Below are 12,533 nucleotides of genomic sequence, written 5' to 3' on the forward strand. Positions count from 1 at the left end.
AAGATCTCGGTGAGCAGGCACGGGACAGGGTCGCGTGGCCTCTGACCGCCGATCCATCGCAGGACGGAACTGTGGTCGTACTTGAGGCCCGGTGTGCCACGTGCGGCTCCCAGATCGTTGAGGCGCCTGGCCAATCCCTTGTGGGAAAAACCCGCCTCCGCGATGAGCTGCTGCAGCAGTCGATTCGGCTCGCGTTCCATCGCTCTCCTCGTCACAGGAGTCGGCGCCCACATCCTTACAGAGAGCTACTGTTATAGCACCTTGCGTAAAGGATTTATGGCAGTTCCCAAAGGTCACCTCGACTCCATCTCACACCCTCTGCCGGTTCTGCCCCCGGCAGGCCCGGCGGCCATCGCTCCTAGACGGGGGGCTCACCTACCCAAGGCATGGCAAAGTAACCCGAAGGCCACTCCGACCTTGGGCGAACGCAAAAAAAGGCGGGCGAGGGCCGAAAGGCCCCCGCCCGCGGGTGTTCAGAGGCGCGCGACGCCGTCCGCGCGGGCCTGGGCCGCCACGGCTGCCGTCACGGCGGGCGCGACGCGGTCGTCGAACGGGCTCGGGATGATGTACGTGGGCGACACGTCGTCACCCACGACGCCCGCCAGCGCGTTGGCCGCGGCCACCTTCATGTTCTCGGTGATCGTGCTGGCGCGCACGTCGAGGGCGCCGCGGAAGACCCCGGGGAAGGCCAGCACGTTGTTGATCTGGTTGGGGAAGTCGGAGCGCCCGGTGGCCACGACCCTGACGTGCTTGGCGGCCACCTCGGGGTGCACCTCCGGCGTCGGGTTGGACAGCGCGAAGACGATGGCGTCGGGCGCCATGGAGGCGATCGCCTTCTCGGTCACCGTGGACCCGGACAGGCCGAGGAACACGTCGGCGCCCGCCAGGGCCTCCTCCGTGGAGCCGGTGTGCCCGGCCTTGTTGGTGTCGCGGGCCAGCGCCTCCTTGACCGGGTTGAGGCCCTCACGGCCCGCGTAGATCATGCCCTTGGAGTCGGAGACCGCGATGTCGCCGATGCCCGCCTCCAGCAGGATGCGGGTGACTGCGACGCCGGAGGCGCCCGCGCCGGCCACGACGGCCCGCAGGTCGCCCAGGGTGCGGCCGGTCAGGCGGGCGGCGTTCTGCAGGGCCGCCAGGGCCACGATGGCGGTGCCGTGCTGGTCGTCGTGGAAGACGGGGATGTCGAGCAGGTCGCGCAGCCGGTCCTCGATCTCGAAGCAGCGGGGGGCGCTGATGTCCTCCAGGTTGATGCCGCCGAACGACGGCGCGAGACGCACCACGGTCTCGACGATCGCGTCCACGTCGGTGCAGTCGAGGCAGATGGGGACGGCGTCGACGTTGGCGAACTCCTTGAACAGCAGCGCCTTGCCCTCCATGACGGGCATGGCGGCCGAGGGACCGATGTCACCCAGGCCGAGCACGGCCGTGCCGTCGGAGACGACGGCGACCACCCTGGAGACCCAGGTGTAGTCGTTGACCAGCGCGGGGTTCTCGGCGATGCCGGTGCAGACCCGGGCGACGCCGGGCGTGTAGGCGAGGGCCAGGTCGTCCGCGTCGCGGACGGGAACGGTGGCGCGGATCTCGATCTTGCCTCCGCGGTGCAGCGCGAAAGCCGGGTCGAGATCGAGTGTTTCGACGGAAGCAGACGTGGGCGTGGCAGCCACAGCGACCCCTGTAGTCATTGGAAGCGGAAGTAACCTTCGGCGGACGAGCGCGAGCGGGCTGGCTTCTGTAGCTGCCAGAGGCCCCTCGGCGATTCATCTCGTGAGGGGTTCGGGGGTCACCCGTGACCCCATAGTGCCACATGGTGAGATGGTGTTCGGTGTCAGGGCCGTCGCCGTTCTGTTGACGCATCGTTAAACGGCGAATGACTGACCTGCACAAAACCCCATCTAAACTGCACAAAACGCAAGTTTCATGGCTTTTCACTTCGAGGAGGCCGTACATGGCCCTCAGTCCCCAGGGCCGCCGACGCTACGCCGCCGGTGCGCTCGCCTTGACAGCTGTTATCGCGCTGACCGCGTGCGGCAGCGAATCCGGCTCGGGCGGCAGCACCAGTGCCACCGCGGCCGGCGGTGTCAAGCTGGTGCAGCCAGGCAAGCTCACGGTCTGTACGAATATTCCGTACGAGCCGTTCCAGTTCAAGGACGACTCAGGCAAGGTCGTCGGGTTCGACGTCGACATCGTCGACCTGGCCGCGAAGAAGCTGGGCGTGACCCAGAACATCGTGGACATCGACTTCGCCGTGATCAAGAGCGGCGCCGCCATGGCGGCGGGCAAGTGCGACGTGGCCGCCGCCGGCATGACGATCACCCCCGAACGGCAGAAGAACATCGACTTCTCCGCCCCCTACTTCGACGCCACCCAGGCGCTGCTGGCCAAGAAGGGCACCGGCGCCACGTCTCTGGAGGACGTCAAGGCGAAGGGGCTCAAGCTGGGCGCCCAGGCCAGCACGACGGGCCTCGAATACGTCAAGAAGAACGGCTTCGACCCGACCGAGTACGCCGACTCCCCCAAGGAGTTGCTCGCCCTGCAGGCGGGCCAGGCCGACGTGATCGTCCAGGACCTGCCGGTCGTGCTCACCTGGCTGAAGAAGCCCGACGTCGCCGGGAAGTTCGAGCTGATCGGCAGCCTCGACACCGGTGAGCAGTACGGAATCGGCCTGAAGAAGGGCTCCGACCCGGTCCTGCTGAAGACGATCAACGACGAGATCGCCAAGGCCAAGCAGGACGGCACCTACGAGAAGATCTTCGTGAAGTGGTTCGGCAAGAAGCCCGGCGAGCTGGGCTGATCCATGGCCGACCAGCCGAAGACGGCTGAGCCCGGACGCGCCAGGCTCAGCCCTCGGAAGAAGCAGCGGATCAGCCGGGGCGTCCAGTACGTCGTCCTGGTCGTCGCGCTCGCCGGCGTCATCCTGTACGCCGACTGGGGCAGCCTGGCGCAGAACTTCGCCAAGATCGACGTGGCGAAGGAGGCACTGCCCGATCTGTTCACCGTCGCGCTGCGCAACACGATCATCTACGCGGTCGGCGGATTCGTCTTCGCCTTCGTCCTGGGCCTGGTGCTGGCGCTCATGCGGATCTCGCAGGTCCTGCCGTACCGGTGGATCTCGCTCGTCTACATCGAGATCTTCCGCGGCCTGCCCGCGCTGCTGATCTTCCTGATGATCACGTTCCTGCCGCTGGCGCTGCCGGGCTTCCAGGTGCCCGGCGGCACGTACGGACAGGGCATACTCGGGCTCGGCCTGGTCGGGGCGGCCTACCAGGCGGAGGTCTTCCGCGCGGGCCTGCAGGCCGTGCCCAAGGGCCAGACGGAGGCCGCCAGGTCGCTGGGCATGTCGGCCACGCGGGCCCAGGTCACCGTGGTGATCCCGCAGGCCATCCGGATGGTCATCCCGCCGACGACGAACCAGTTCGTGGCCCTGCTCAAGGACTCCTCGCTGGTGCTGTTCCTCGGCGTCTCCGGGGAGTACGTCGAGCTGGCCAAGTTCGGCAACGACCTGGCCTCACAGTTCGCCAACGCCACGCCGATCATGGTCGCCGGAGTGACGTACCTGATCGTCACCATCCCGCTGGGCTACCTCGCGTCCCGGCTGGAGGGACGTAAGGGGAGGAACCGATGACCCACGCCATCGAGCTGCGAGACCTGCACAAATACTTCGGCAGGAACCAGGTGCTCACGGGCATCGACATGACCGTCGATCCCGGCCAGGTGGTCTGCGTCATCGGCCCATCCGGCTCCGGCAAGTCCACGCTCCTGCGCTGCGTGAACCTGCTGGAGAGACCCACCAAGGGCAAGGTGTTCGTGGAGGGCGCCGAGGTCACCGACCCCGACGTGGACATCGACGCCGTACGCCGCCGCATCGGCATGGTCTTCCAGCAGTTCAACCTGTTCCCGCACATGACGGCGCTGGAGAACGTCATGATCGCCCAGCGGCGGGTGCTCAAACGCGGCAGGAAGGAAGCCGAGATCGTCGCCAGGGAGAACCTGGAGAAGGTCGGCGTCGGCGACAAGTGCGATGCCCTGCCCGGTCAGCTCTCCGGCGGCCAGCAGCAGCGGGTGGCGATCGCCAGGGCGCTGGCCATGAACCCCGACCTCATGCTCTTCGACGAGCCCACCTCCGCGCTCGACCCCGAGCTCGTCGGCGACGTGCTCACCGTCATGCGCAAGCTGGCGGAGGAGGGCATGACCATGCTCGTGGTCACCCACGAGATGGGCTTCGCCCGTGAGGTGGCCGACCGGGTGGTGTTCATGGACGGGGGCGTGGTGGTCGAGGACGGCGTGCCCGCCCAGGTGATCGGCGACCCGCGGCAGGAGCGCACCCGTCTGTTCCTGCACCGGGTCCTGCACCCCGGGGAGTAACCCACCAGAAGGCGGGCCCCCGCCTTCTGGTGTAATACACCTGCATGGACCTCACCTCTTACGCCGAGTGGGCGGTCCGGCTGGCCAACGATCCCGACCCGCCGCCCGAGCTCAACCGGCTGCGCGACGAGCTGGCCGCGGTGTTCGACGCGGCCGGCGACGAGCGCGCCGTGGCCGCGCTGCTCAACGCCCTGCTCGCGCGCTATCCCGTACGCCCTCAGCTCTCCGACCACGACGGCGCCTGGCACCTCCACCTGGCCGAGGACCCCGCCGCGACCGCCGTGATGGGCCTGGCCGCGGTCGTCGCCGAACTGGGCGCCTCTCGCCTCGGCCGGTGCCGTGAGCCCCACTGCGGCCTGGCCTTCCTCGACACCTCCTCCAACCGCTCCCGCCGCTACTGCTCGGCCCGCTGCGCCAGCCGCGCGAACGTGGCCGCCTTCCGCGCCCGCCGCAGGAGCGACGGCTGACGCCCCTTTGCAGAGGAGCGATGGCTAACGGCCCCTTGCGCAGGAGCGACGCCTAACGCCCCTTGCGCATGAGCGGCCAGTAACGCAGCACCACTCGGCCGATGATGTCGTGGACCGGCCCGAAGTCCCAGCTGTCGCGCCGCCCGCTGGCCCGCTGGTTGTCGCTCTCCAGCCACCAGCCGTCGACCCCGTGCCACTGCGCCCGTTTCACTATGAGCTGATCGGGATCGCCGGGAAGCCTGGCCACCACGAGATCGCCCGGGTGCACGATGGCCCCCCGCCGGACCAGGAGCCAGTCGCCGGGAACCAGCGCGGGACGCATCGAATCACCTTCGACACGCACTCTCATGGGCTGCTACCCCCCACTCCACAGGCATCGGGACACGAGTAAGGTCGGTTGAGGACCAAGCTGATTCAGCATCCAGGAAGGACTTTCTGATGCTCGCACGACTGCTACGACCCAAGCATGTCGCTTCCGCACACTGCGACCTGCCCTGTGGGGTCTACGACCCCGCTCAGGCCCGCATCGAGGCCGAGTCGGTCAAGGCGATCATGGAGAAGTACGCGGGAAACGAGGACCCGGTCTTCCGCTCCCGCGCGGTCACCATCAAGGAGGAGCGCGCCGAGCTGGTCAAGCACCACCTGTGGGTGCTCTGGACCGACTACTTCAAGCCGCCGCACCTTGAGCAGTACCCACAGCTCCACCAGCTCTTCTGGGACGCCACGAAGCTCGCGGGCGCAGCCGGCGCCAAGGGCACCGTCGACGTCGCCAAGGCGGAGGACCTGCTGGGCAAGATCGACGAAATCTCCAAGATCTTCTGGGAGACCAAGGCCGCCTAAAACGGCACATAGGGCTCTGTGCGGCGTCAGGCCGCACAGAGCCTTTTCCGTTGATGGCGAGTCTGAATAGTCCAACCACCTCTCAGGGGCGGTAAGTTGCAGTCAGCGTTGGATTCGCGAGGAGGAACGTGACCGAGGAAACCGAGACGCGCGCGGAGGGCGTGGCCGGCATCCGTGACGTGGTGAGCATCAGGCTCCCCGCCGCGAGTGCCTACCTGTCTGTGCTGCGTACGGCTACCGCCGGCCTGGCGGCGCGGCTTGACTTCACCCTGGACGAGATCGAGGACCTGCGGATCGCGGTCGACGAGGCTTGCGCCATGCTCCTGAGCGAGGCCGTGCCCGGCACCGACCTGACCGCGGAGTTCGAGCTCACGGGGCAGGAGATGCAGGTCAGGGTCGAAGTGGCCACCGTCGGCAGCTCCGCGCCCAAGCGTGACGATTTCGCCTGGATGGTCCTGACCGCCCTGGCTGACGACGTCGACGCCGTGACCGACTCCCCCGACCGTATGGCGATCGTCCTGCGTAAGCGCCGAGGCGCGGCCAAGGGCACAGCGGGGCCGGCGTGACGGAAAGGACTGGAGCCATGGCCACCAGCGAACACGCCGTGCCTGACAGGGTGCGCGCCCGCATGCTCTTCGCCGAGCTGGCCGAGCTTGGCCCCGAGGAGCCACGCCGCCAGCGCATCAGGGATGAGCTGGTCGAGCTTCACCTTCCGCTGGTCGAATATCTGGCGCGCCGCTTCCGCAACAGGGGTGAGTGGCTCGACGACCTCACTCAGGTCGCCACCATCGGTCTGATCAAGTCCATCGACCGGTTCGACCTCAACCGCGGTGTGGAGTTCTCCACCTACGCCACGCCCACCATCGTCGGCGAGATCAAGCGGCACTTCCGCGACAAGGGCTGGGCCGTGCGCGTGCCGCGCCGGTTGCAGGAGCTGAAGCTCTCGCTGACCAAGGCCATCAGCGACCTGTCGCAGCGGGAGGGGCGTGCCCCGACCGTGGCCGAGCTCGCCACCTACCTGAAGATGACCGAGGAGGAGGTGCTCGAAGGACTCGAGTCGGCCAACGCCTACTCGACCGTGTCCCTCGACGCGCCCGACTCCGGAGACGACGACGCTCCCGCCGTGTCCGACTCGCTCGGCATCGTGGATGAGTCACTTGAGGGCGTCGAATACCGCGAGTCGCTCAAACCGCTGCTGGAGCGGCTGCCGCCGCGCGAGAAGCGCATTCTGCTGCTGCGTTTCTTCGGCAACATGACACAGTCGCAGATCGCCACCGAGCTGGGCATCTCGCAGATGCACGTCTCGCGTCTGCTGGCCCGCACGCTGGCCCAGCTGCGCGAGGGTCTGACAGCCGACGACTAGCCGTCGCCGTAGAGCGCAGGGTGGTGGGAGGCACAGCCGACGGCTAGCCGTCGCCGTAGAGCGCGTGGGTGGTGGGAGGCGCCAGCAGTGTCGCCAGCGCTGCCAGGGCTGCCACGAGCAGCGGGATCCCGAGCAGCGGCTGGCCCGACGTGATGAGCGTGCCGCCGACAGGCAGCATGAAGATCTGGGTCAGCACTGCCGGCGCCCTCCCCCACCGCTCCATCCTGAACAACCCGCCCCAGGCCACCCAGAGCAGGCCGGCGCCGATCAGCAGCCCGAACACCGCCTCCGCGACGGCGGAGGTCAGGTCGTCGGGCTGCCCGGTCAGGGACTCCACCCCGACGAAGACACCGAGTCCGAGTGCGATCAGGCCCTCCAGGGCGACCACCGCTGCGGCGATGAGGAGGGTAACCGGGCGAGCGTTCACGGTCCGTACCCTACCTCTCGGGGCGGACGGTGCGGAAAATAGGACGTTCGGCCGATAAGGCGGACAGGATCCACCGGCTACGCTGGCGATATGCGCGCCATGCTGCTGGTCAATCCCAAGGCCACGACCACGAACGCCCGCACACGGAACGTGTTGATCCGGGCGCTCGGCGCGGCCGTGGAGCTGGCCGTCGAGGAGACCCGCTACCGCGGTCACGCCGCGGCGCTGGCGGCCACCGCGCGGGCCAAGGGCTATGACGTGGTGGCGGTGCTGGGCGGCGACGGGACGATCAACGAGACCGTCAACGGCCTGCTGAACCCGGTGAACGGCGAGGAGCTCCCGCTCGGCGACGATCCCAGCGCCGGCCGGCCCGGCCTCATCGTCATCCCCGGCGGCAGCGCGAACGTCTTCGCCCGCGCCCTGGGCCTGCCGAACGACCCCGTGGAGTCCACGGGCGTGGTGCTGGAGGCGCTCAGGGAGGGCCGGCGCAGGACCGTGGGTTTGGGCCAAGCCCTTTGGGAGGGGCAGAGCAGATATTTCACCTTCTGCTCGGGAATGGGCTACGACGCTGAGGTTGTACGGGCCGTAGAGGGCCTGAGGGGAACGGGCCGCAAGGCTACCCCGGCACGGTATGTGAACACGGCTCTGCGGCACTATCTGGCCACGGACAAGCGGCATCCGGCGATGACCGTGACCGGCCCGGGGATCCCCACGGCCAGGGGCGTGTTCATGGGGATCATCTCCAACACCTCACCATGGACGTACGTGGGAAGCAAACCCGTGCGGCCCACCCCGTGGGCCAGTTTCGAGACCGGGATCGACCTCCTCGGGCTACGTCGGATGGGCCCCATGACGCTCTCCGCGGTGATCCGGCACATCCTCACGGAGAGTGACCGGCTTCCGTCCGGACGGCACCTCGTACAACTGCATGACGAGCCCGAATTCACCCTCACCGCGGACCGCCCTGTGGCCTTCCAGCTGGACGGCGACTACCTGGGCGAACGCGAAACCGTAACATTCCGGTCTACACCGAACGCGTTACAAGTTCTGGTCTAGCCGGTTACATTCGGTCATTGTGTGACGCATCCGACATCCATCACCACCAAAACTTCCCACCAACCCTCTTGCGTGCACTCTGCGTGCCTGAAAGGCTCAGGGATGTCGGAACGTAGGACCTTTAACAACCCCGAGGTCCTCCGTCCGACAGCCAGCGGACAACCCCGGTCCACACACGGATCCGGGTAATTGTTCGCGCGAGTTAGTGAAACTCTTCACAAAGTAGCCGCACGGAGCCGACCAGAGGCTCCATCTACTAAGGAGTGGACGCATGGACTGGCGCGACCGAGCTGCCTGCCGTGACGTGGACCCCGAGCTCTTCTTCCCGATCGGCAACACCGGCCCGGCACTCATGCAGATCGAGGAGGCCAAGCAGGTCTGCCGGTCTTGCCCGGCCGTGGAGCGGTGTCTGAAGTGGGCGCTGGAGTCCGGTCAGGACGCCGGAGTCTGGGGCGGTCTGAGCGAGGACGAGCGTCGCGCTCTCAAGCGCCGCAGTGCTCGTGCCCGGGCCCGCGCCACCGCCTGACGGGCAACGACTAACTACTGGCCGGGAGAGGGATCGACAGCACGACCTCCGTGCCGCCCTCCAGGCGTGGCTCGATGGTGAGCCGCCCGGACAGCTCCCCTTCCACGAGCGTACGTACGATCTGCAGCCCCAGACTGGTGGAGCTGTCGAGATCGAAGCCGCTCGGAAGTCCCAGGCCGTCGTCCCAGACGGTCACGTTGAGCCGCTCCTGCGTGGGCTCGACCACCACCTCCAGCCGCTTGGGCCGGCCATGTTGCAGCGCGTTCTGCAGGAGCTCGGTCAGCGCCATGGCCACCGGTGTGGCGATGAGCGAGGGCAACACCCCGAACTCACCCACTCTTCGGGGCATGATGCCCACCTCGGGCGACGAGACCTCGCCCGCCATCGCGATGACGCGGTCGGCGACCTCGTCGAAGTTCACGAACTCCTCCGGCGCGTGAGACAACGTCTCGTGCACGATCGCGATCGACCCCACCCGGCGAACGGCCTCCTCGAGCGCCTCGCGGGCCTCGGGCACCTGCAGCCGCCTGGCCTGGAGCCTGAGCAGGGCGGCGACGGTCTGCAGGTTGTTCTTCACCCGATGGTGGATCTCGCGGATCGTGGCGTCCTTGGTCATCAGCTCGCGCTCGCGCCGCCGCAGCTCGGTCACGTCCCTGATGAGGACCAGCGCGCCGATCCGGCCGCCGCCGACGATCAGCGGAATGGCCCTGAGCTGCACGATCGTGCCGCCGGACTCGACCTCGGTCTCCTTGGCCGCGCGCCCGCTGGCCACGATCATGAGGTCCTCGTTGATCGGCTCGTCCGAATAGCACAGCGTCGCGGTGACCCGGCCCAGCTCGGCGCCGACCAGGTCCGCGTGCAGGCCGAGCCGGCGGTAGGCGGACAGGGCGTTCGGGGAGGCGTACGTGACGCGCCCGGCCCGGTCGAGCCTGAGCAGGCCGTCGCCGACGCGCGGCGAGCGGACCAGGATCGGCTCCTCGCCCGAGAACGGGAAGCGCCCCTCGGCCACCATCTGCGCCAGGTCGGAGGCGCTCTGGAGGTAGGTCAGCTCCAGGCGGGACGGCGTGCGGGCCGAGGACAGGTTCGTGGAGCGCTGGATGACCGCGAGAAAGCGGCCCTCCCCGCCCTCGACCGCCCGGCGCACGGGGATCGTCTCCTCCCGCACGGGGACGCCGGTGGACCAGTCGGGGTCGCCTTCGCGGCAGATGCGCCGCTCGTTCCAGGCCGTGTCGATGAGCTGGCGCTCGCCTCTGGCGGCCACGCTGCCGACGATGTCGTCGTGGTAGACGGTCGGGCCGGTGGTGGGGCGCATCTGGGCGATCGCGATCCAGCCGTTCTCGCCGAGCAGCGGGGCCCACAGGATGAGGTCGGCGAACGACAGGTCGGCCAGCAGCTGCCAGTCGGAGACCAGCGAGTGCAGCCAGTCGAGATCCGCGTCGTCAAGCGCGGTGTGGCGGGCTACGAGGTCGCTGAGAGTCGGCACGACTGCATCATGCGTGCTTTCCCCCGCAACAGCCAAACCGACCCCCGATGAGATGGGTACGTTCACGGACGGACTTCGCCGATCCCCGACAGACGGCGCCGCACGCCTCTTCAGTAGCACAGTGAGGACAGATACGGCATCGTCCCATCAACTGGACCTATCCGAAATCTCATATTGTGAGAACCATCACACTCCCGTACTCGCTCAAATCCTGGGACGGATGGCACTCGGCAAGCCGGAGGTGATCCACACGGGCAGGCGGTTCTTCCGCGACACGGCGCGCGGACCGGCCTCGGTTGCGATCGCGCATGCTGCTGTGGATATCCTTCACAATCAACCTGAGCTGCCTGGATCCGCGCGTGCCCGCACCCGCACGCGCCCGGCGCCGGTCGGCCGCTGCAGCCCGCGGTTGACCGCTCGGGCCAAAGTGAGTTCCGATGATCTCGCGGTGATCAGACACGCCCTCACCGCCGTGGCAGAAGTGAAGGTGAGAGCGTGACAGACGACGGTCCCCGCGTTCCGAAGTACTACGACGTCAAACGGGCCCTGCTCGAGCTCACCAAGACCCTCTCCCCCGGCCAGTCGCTGCCTCCGGAACGCACGCTGGCCGTACGGTTCGAGACCTCGCGCACCACCGTCCGGCAGGCCCTGACCGAGCTGGTGGTCGAAGGGCGGCTGCTGCGCATCCAGGGCAAGGGCACCTTCGTGGCGCAGCCCAAGGTGGCACAGGTGCTGCAGCTGACCTCGTACATCGGGGATCTGCGCACGGCCGGGCTGGAGCCGGACACGAAGATACTGGAGATCGGGTACATCACCGCCGACGAGGCCCTGGCCCGACGGCTGGCCATCAACCCCGGCGGGCGCGTGCTGCGCATCCACCGGCTCAGGCTCGCCAACGGCGAGCCGGTCTCCATCGACACCACCCACCTGTCCGCGCGGCGCTTCCCGCGGTTGCGGCGCGAGCTCGAAGTGCACGCCTCCCTGTACGAGACGCTGCACAACGCCTACAACGTACGGCTGACGGACGCCGAAGAGATCATCGAGACCATCCTGGCCACGCCCTACGACGCCAAGGCCCTCGGGGTCGACGTCGGCCTGCCGATGCTCCTGCTCACCCGGCACGCCTTCGACGCCGACGGCAACCCCGTCGAATGGGCGCAGTCCCTCTACCGCGGCGACCGCTACAAGTTCGTCACCCGCCTCCGCCGCCCCTGAGTACCTCGGTTCTCACGGAGGACGGCGCGGGCGGGCTACGGACCCGGAGGGGCGCTTCTACGCTGTCAGCATGAGCATCCTCGTCGTCACAGGCACCGGCTCCGGCGTGGGCAAGACCGTGGTGACGGCCGCGCTGGCGGCGTTGACGCTGGCGCGCGGATCGGCGGCGGCCATGGTCAAGCCCGCCCAGACCGGCGTGACGGCGGGCGCGGCCGGTGACGTCGATCAGGTGATCGGGCTGTCCGGGATCAGCACCACCTTCGAGCTCGCCCGTTACCCCGACCGCCTGCCACCCGCGGCGGCCGCCAGAACGGCCGGCACGCCGCCGGTGTCGCTGACCGGGGCCGCCGAGCTGGTGCGGGAGCTGGCCGAGAGCAACCGCCTGGTGGTCGTGGAGGGCACCGGCGGCCTGCTCGACCGTTACGACGAGGACGGCGCCACCGTCGCCGACCTCGCCCGTGCACTGCGGGCACAAGTCCTCGTCGTGGTGCGCACCGGTGGCGACACCGTCAACCACACCGCCCTCACCCTGGAGGCCCTGGCACACCGCGGCCTCGACCTCGCCGGCATCGTCATCGGAAGCTGGCCCGCCACCCCGGAGACGCCCGAGCGGAGCAGCGTGGCCGACCTGGAGATGCTGGCCGCCAGGCCACTGGCCGGCGCGCTCCCCGAAGGGGCGGCACATCTCGGGCGGCGGGAGTTCGCCGAAGCGGCCCGCAAGGGCCTGAGCGCCACGCTGGGCGGCGCATTCGACCCGGCGGAGTTCAGGCAGAGCATCTGACCCGCCGCCGGCT

At 68.4% G+C, this 12,533-nt stretch carries 16 protein-coding genes; 12 read left to right on the forward strand and 4 right to left on the reverse strand.

Annotated features, from left to right (window positions below; all coding sequences use genetic code 11):
- Nucleotides 1-473: 473 nt before the first annotated feature.
- On the reverse strand, nucleotides 474-1,682 hold the full coding sequence (locus tag ACFPZ3_RS54475) for an NAD(P)-dependent malic enzyme (RefSeq protein ID WP_379522347.1): 1,209 nt from the start codon (nucleotides 1,680-1,682) through the stop codon (nucleotides 474-476).
- 263 nt (nucleotides 1,683-1,945) lie between these two features.
- Between ACFPZ3_RS54475 and ACFPZ3_RS54480 the strand changes: the two genes are divergently transcribed.
- From ACFPZ3_RS54480 to ACFPZ3_RS54495, 4 genes are read left to right on the forward strand one after another with little or no spacing between them, the layout of a single operon-like run.
- A complete protein-coding gene (locus ACFPZ3_RS54480) occupies nucleotides 1,946-2,791 on the forward strand; it encodes an ABC transporter substrate-binding protein (protein WP_379522348.1) in 846 nt (281 codons plus the stop codon).
- Nucleotides 2,792-2,794: 3 nt separating this feature from the next.
- Nucleotides 2,795-3,622: an amino acid ABC transporter permease gene (locus ACFPZ3_RS54485; protein ID WP_379522349.1), complete on the forward strand. Its 828-nt coding sequence runs from the start codon at nucleotides 2,795-2,797 to the stop codon at nucleotides 3,620-3,622.
- A complete protein-coding gene (locus ACFPZ3_RS54490; protein ID WP_379522350.1) occupies nucleotides 3,619-4,362 on the forward strand; it encodes an amino acid ABC transporter ATP-binding protein in 744 nt (247 codons plus the stop codon). The genes ACFPZ3_RS54485 and ACFPZ3_RS54490 overlap by 4 nt, the downstream gene beginning before the upstream one ends.
- 44 nt (nucleotides 4,363-4,406) lie before the next feature.
- Nucleotides 4,407-4,829, forward strand: a complete 423-nt coding sequence (locus tag ACFPZ3_RS54495; RefSeq protein WP_379522351.1) for a CGNR zinc finger domain-containing protein — start codon at nucleotides 4,407-4,409, stop codon at nucleotides 4,827-4,829.
- Nucleotides 4,830-4,881: 52 nt separating this feature from the next.
- Here ACFPZ3_RS54495 and ACFPZ3_RS54500 read toward each other — a convergent pair whose 3' ends face one another.
- Nucleotides 4,882-5,178 (reverse strand): S24 family peptidase, encoded by a 297-nt coding sequence (locus ACFPZ3_RS54500; protein WP_379522352.1) that lies wholly within the window; start codon nucleotides 5,176-5,178, stop codon nucleotides 4,882-4,884.
- Nucleotides 5,179-5,267: 89 nt separating this feature from the next.
- On the opposite strand from ACFPZ3_RS54500, the gene sodN reads away from it, so the two are divergent.
- The 3 genes from sodN to ACFPZ3_RS54515 all read left to right on the forward strand — a co-directional run bounded on the left by sodN (nucleotide 5,268) and on the right by ACFPZ3_RS54515 (nucleotide 7,032).
- Nucleotides 5,268-5,669 (forward strand): superoxide dismutase, Ni, encoded by a 402-nt coding sequence (sodN, locus tag ACFPZ3_RS54505; protein ID WP_379522353.1) that lies wholly within the window; start codon nucleotides 5,268-5,270, stop codon nucleotides 5,667-5,669.
- A 128-nt stretch (nucleotides 5,670-5,797) separates the two neighbouring features.
- Nucleotides 5,798-6,235, forward strand: coding sequence for an anti-sigma factor (locus ACFPZ3_RS54510; protein ID WP_379522354.1), 438 nt, complete (start codon nucleotides 5,798-5,800; stop codon nucleotides 6,233-6,235).
- 17 nt (nucleotides 6,236-6,252) lie between these two features.
- Nucleotides 6,253-7,032 carry an RNA polymerase sigma factor SigF gene (locus ACFPZ3_RS54515; RefSeq protein ID WP_186404427.1) on the forward strand — a complete coding sequence of 260 codons (780 nt, stop codon included), beginning with the start codon at nucleotides 6,253-6,255 and terminating at the stop codon, nucleotides 7,030-7,032.
- A 43-nt stretch (nucleotides 7,033-7,075) separates the two neighbouring features.
- Here ACFPZ3_RS54515 and ACFPZ3_RS54520 read toward each other — a convergent pair whose 3' ends face one another.
- On the reverse strand, nucleotides 7,076-7,459 hold the full coding sequence (locus ACFPZ3_RS54520; protein WP_379522355.1) for a hypothetical protein: 384 nt from the start codon (nucleotides 7,457-7,459) through the stop codon (nucleotides 7,076-7,078).
- A gap of 90 nt (nucleotides 7,460-7,549) precedes the next feature.
- On the opposite strand from ACFPZ3_RS54520, the gene ACFPZ3_RS54525 reads away from it, so the two are divergent.
- Nucleotides 7,550-8,515: a diacylglycerol/lipid kinase family protein gene (locus ACFPZ3_RS54525; protein WP_379522356.1), complete on the forward strand. Its 966-nt coding sequence runs from the start codon at nucleotides 7,550-7,552 to the stop codon at nucleotides 8,513-8,515.
- 271 nt (nucleotides 8,516-8,786) lie between these two features.
- Nucleotides 8,787-9,041 (forward strand): WhiB family transcriptional regulator, encoded by a 255-nt coding sequence (locus ACFPZ3_RS54530; protein ID WP_379522357.1) that lies wholly within the window; start codon nucleotides 8,787-8,789, stop codon nucleotides 9,039-9,041.
- A 10-nt stretch (nucleotides 9,042-9,051) separates the two neighbouring features.
- Here the strand turns inward: ACFPZ3_RS54530 and ACFPZ3_RS54535 are convergent, their stop codons facing one another.
- A complete protein-coding gene (locus tag ACFPZ3_RS54535; RefSeq protein ID WP_379522358.1) occupies nucleotides 9,052-10,524 on the reverse strand; it encodes a histidine kinase N-terminal domain-containing protein in 1,473 nt (490 codons plus the stop codon).
- Nucleotides 10,525-10,744: 220 nt separating this feature from the next.
- Here ACFPZ3_RS54535 and ACFPZ3_RS54540 point away from each other — a divergent pair, with 220 nt between their 5' ends.
- From ACFPZ3_RS54540 to bioD, 3 genes are all read left to right on the forward strand, one after another.
- The gene (locus ACFPZ3_RS54540) at nucleotides 10,745-11,023 is read left to right on the forward strand and encodes a hypothetical protein (protein ID WP_379522359.1); all 279 of its coding nucleotides are present in this window, start codon (nucleotides 10,745-10,747) and stop codon (nucleotides 11,021-11,023) included.
- Complete coding sequence (locus tag ACFPZ3_RS54545; protein ID WP_379522360.1) at nucleotides 11,020-11,739, forward strand: GntR family transcriptional regulator; 720 nt, start codon at nucleotides 11,020-11,022, stop codon at nucleotides 11,737-11,739. The genes ACFPZ3_RS54540 and ACFPZ3_RS54545 overlap by 4 nt, the downstream gene beginning before the upstream one ends.
- Nucleotides 11,740-11,809: 70 nt before the next feature.
- Complete coding sequence (gene bioD, locus ACFPZ3_RS54550) at nucleotides 11,810-12,520, forward strand: dethiobiotin synthase (RefSeq protein WP_379522361.1); 711 nt, start codon at nucleotides 11,810-11,812, stop codon at nucleotides 12,518-12,520.
- Nucleotides 12,521-12,533 lie beyond the last annotated feature (13 nt).

It is taken from the genome of Nonomuraea insulae, assembly GCF_042656245.1.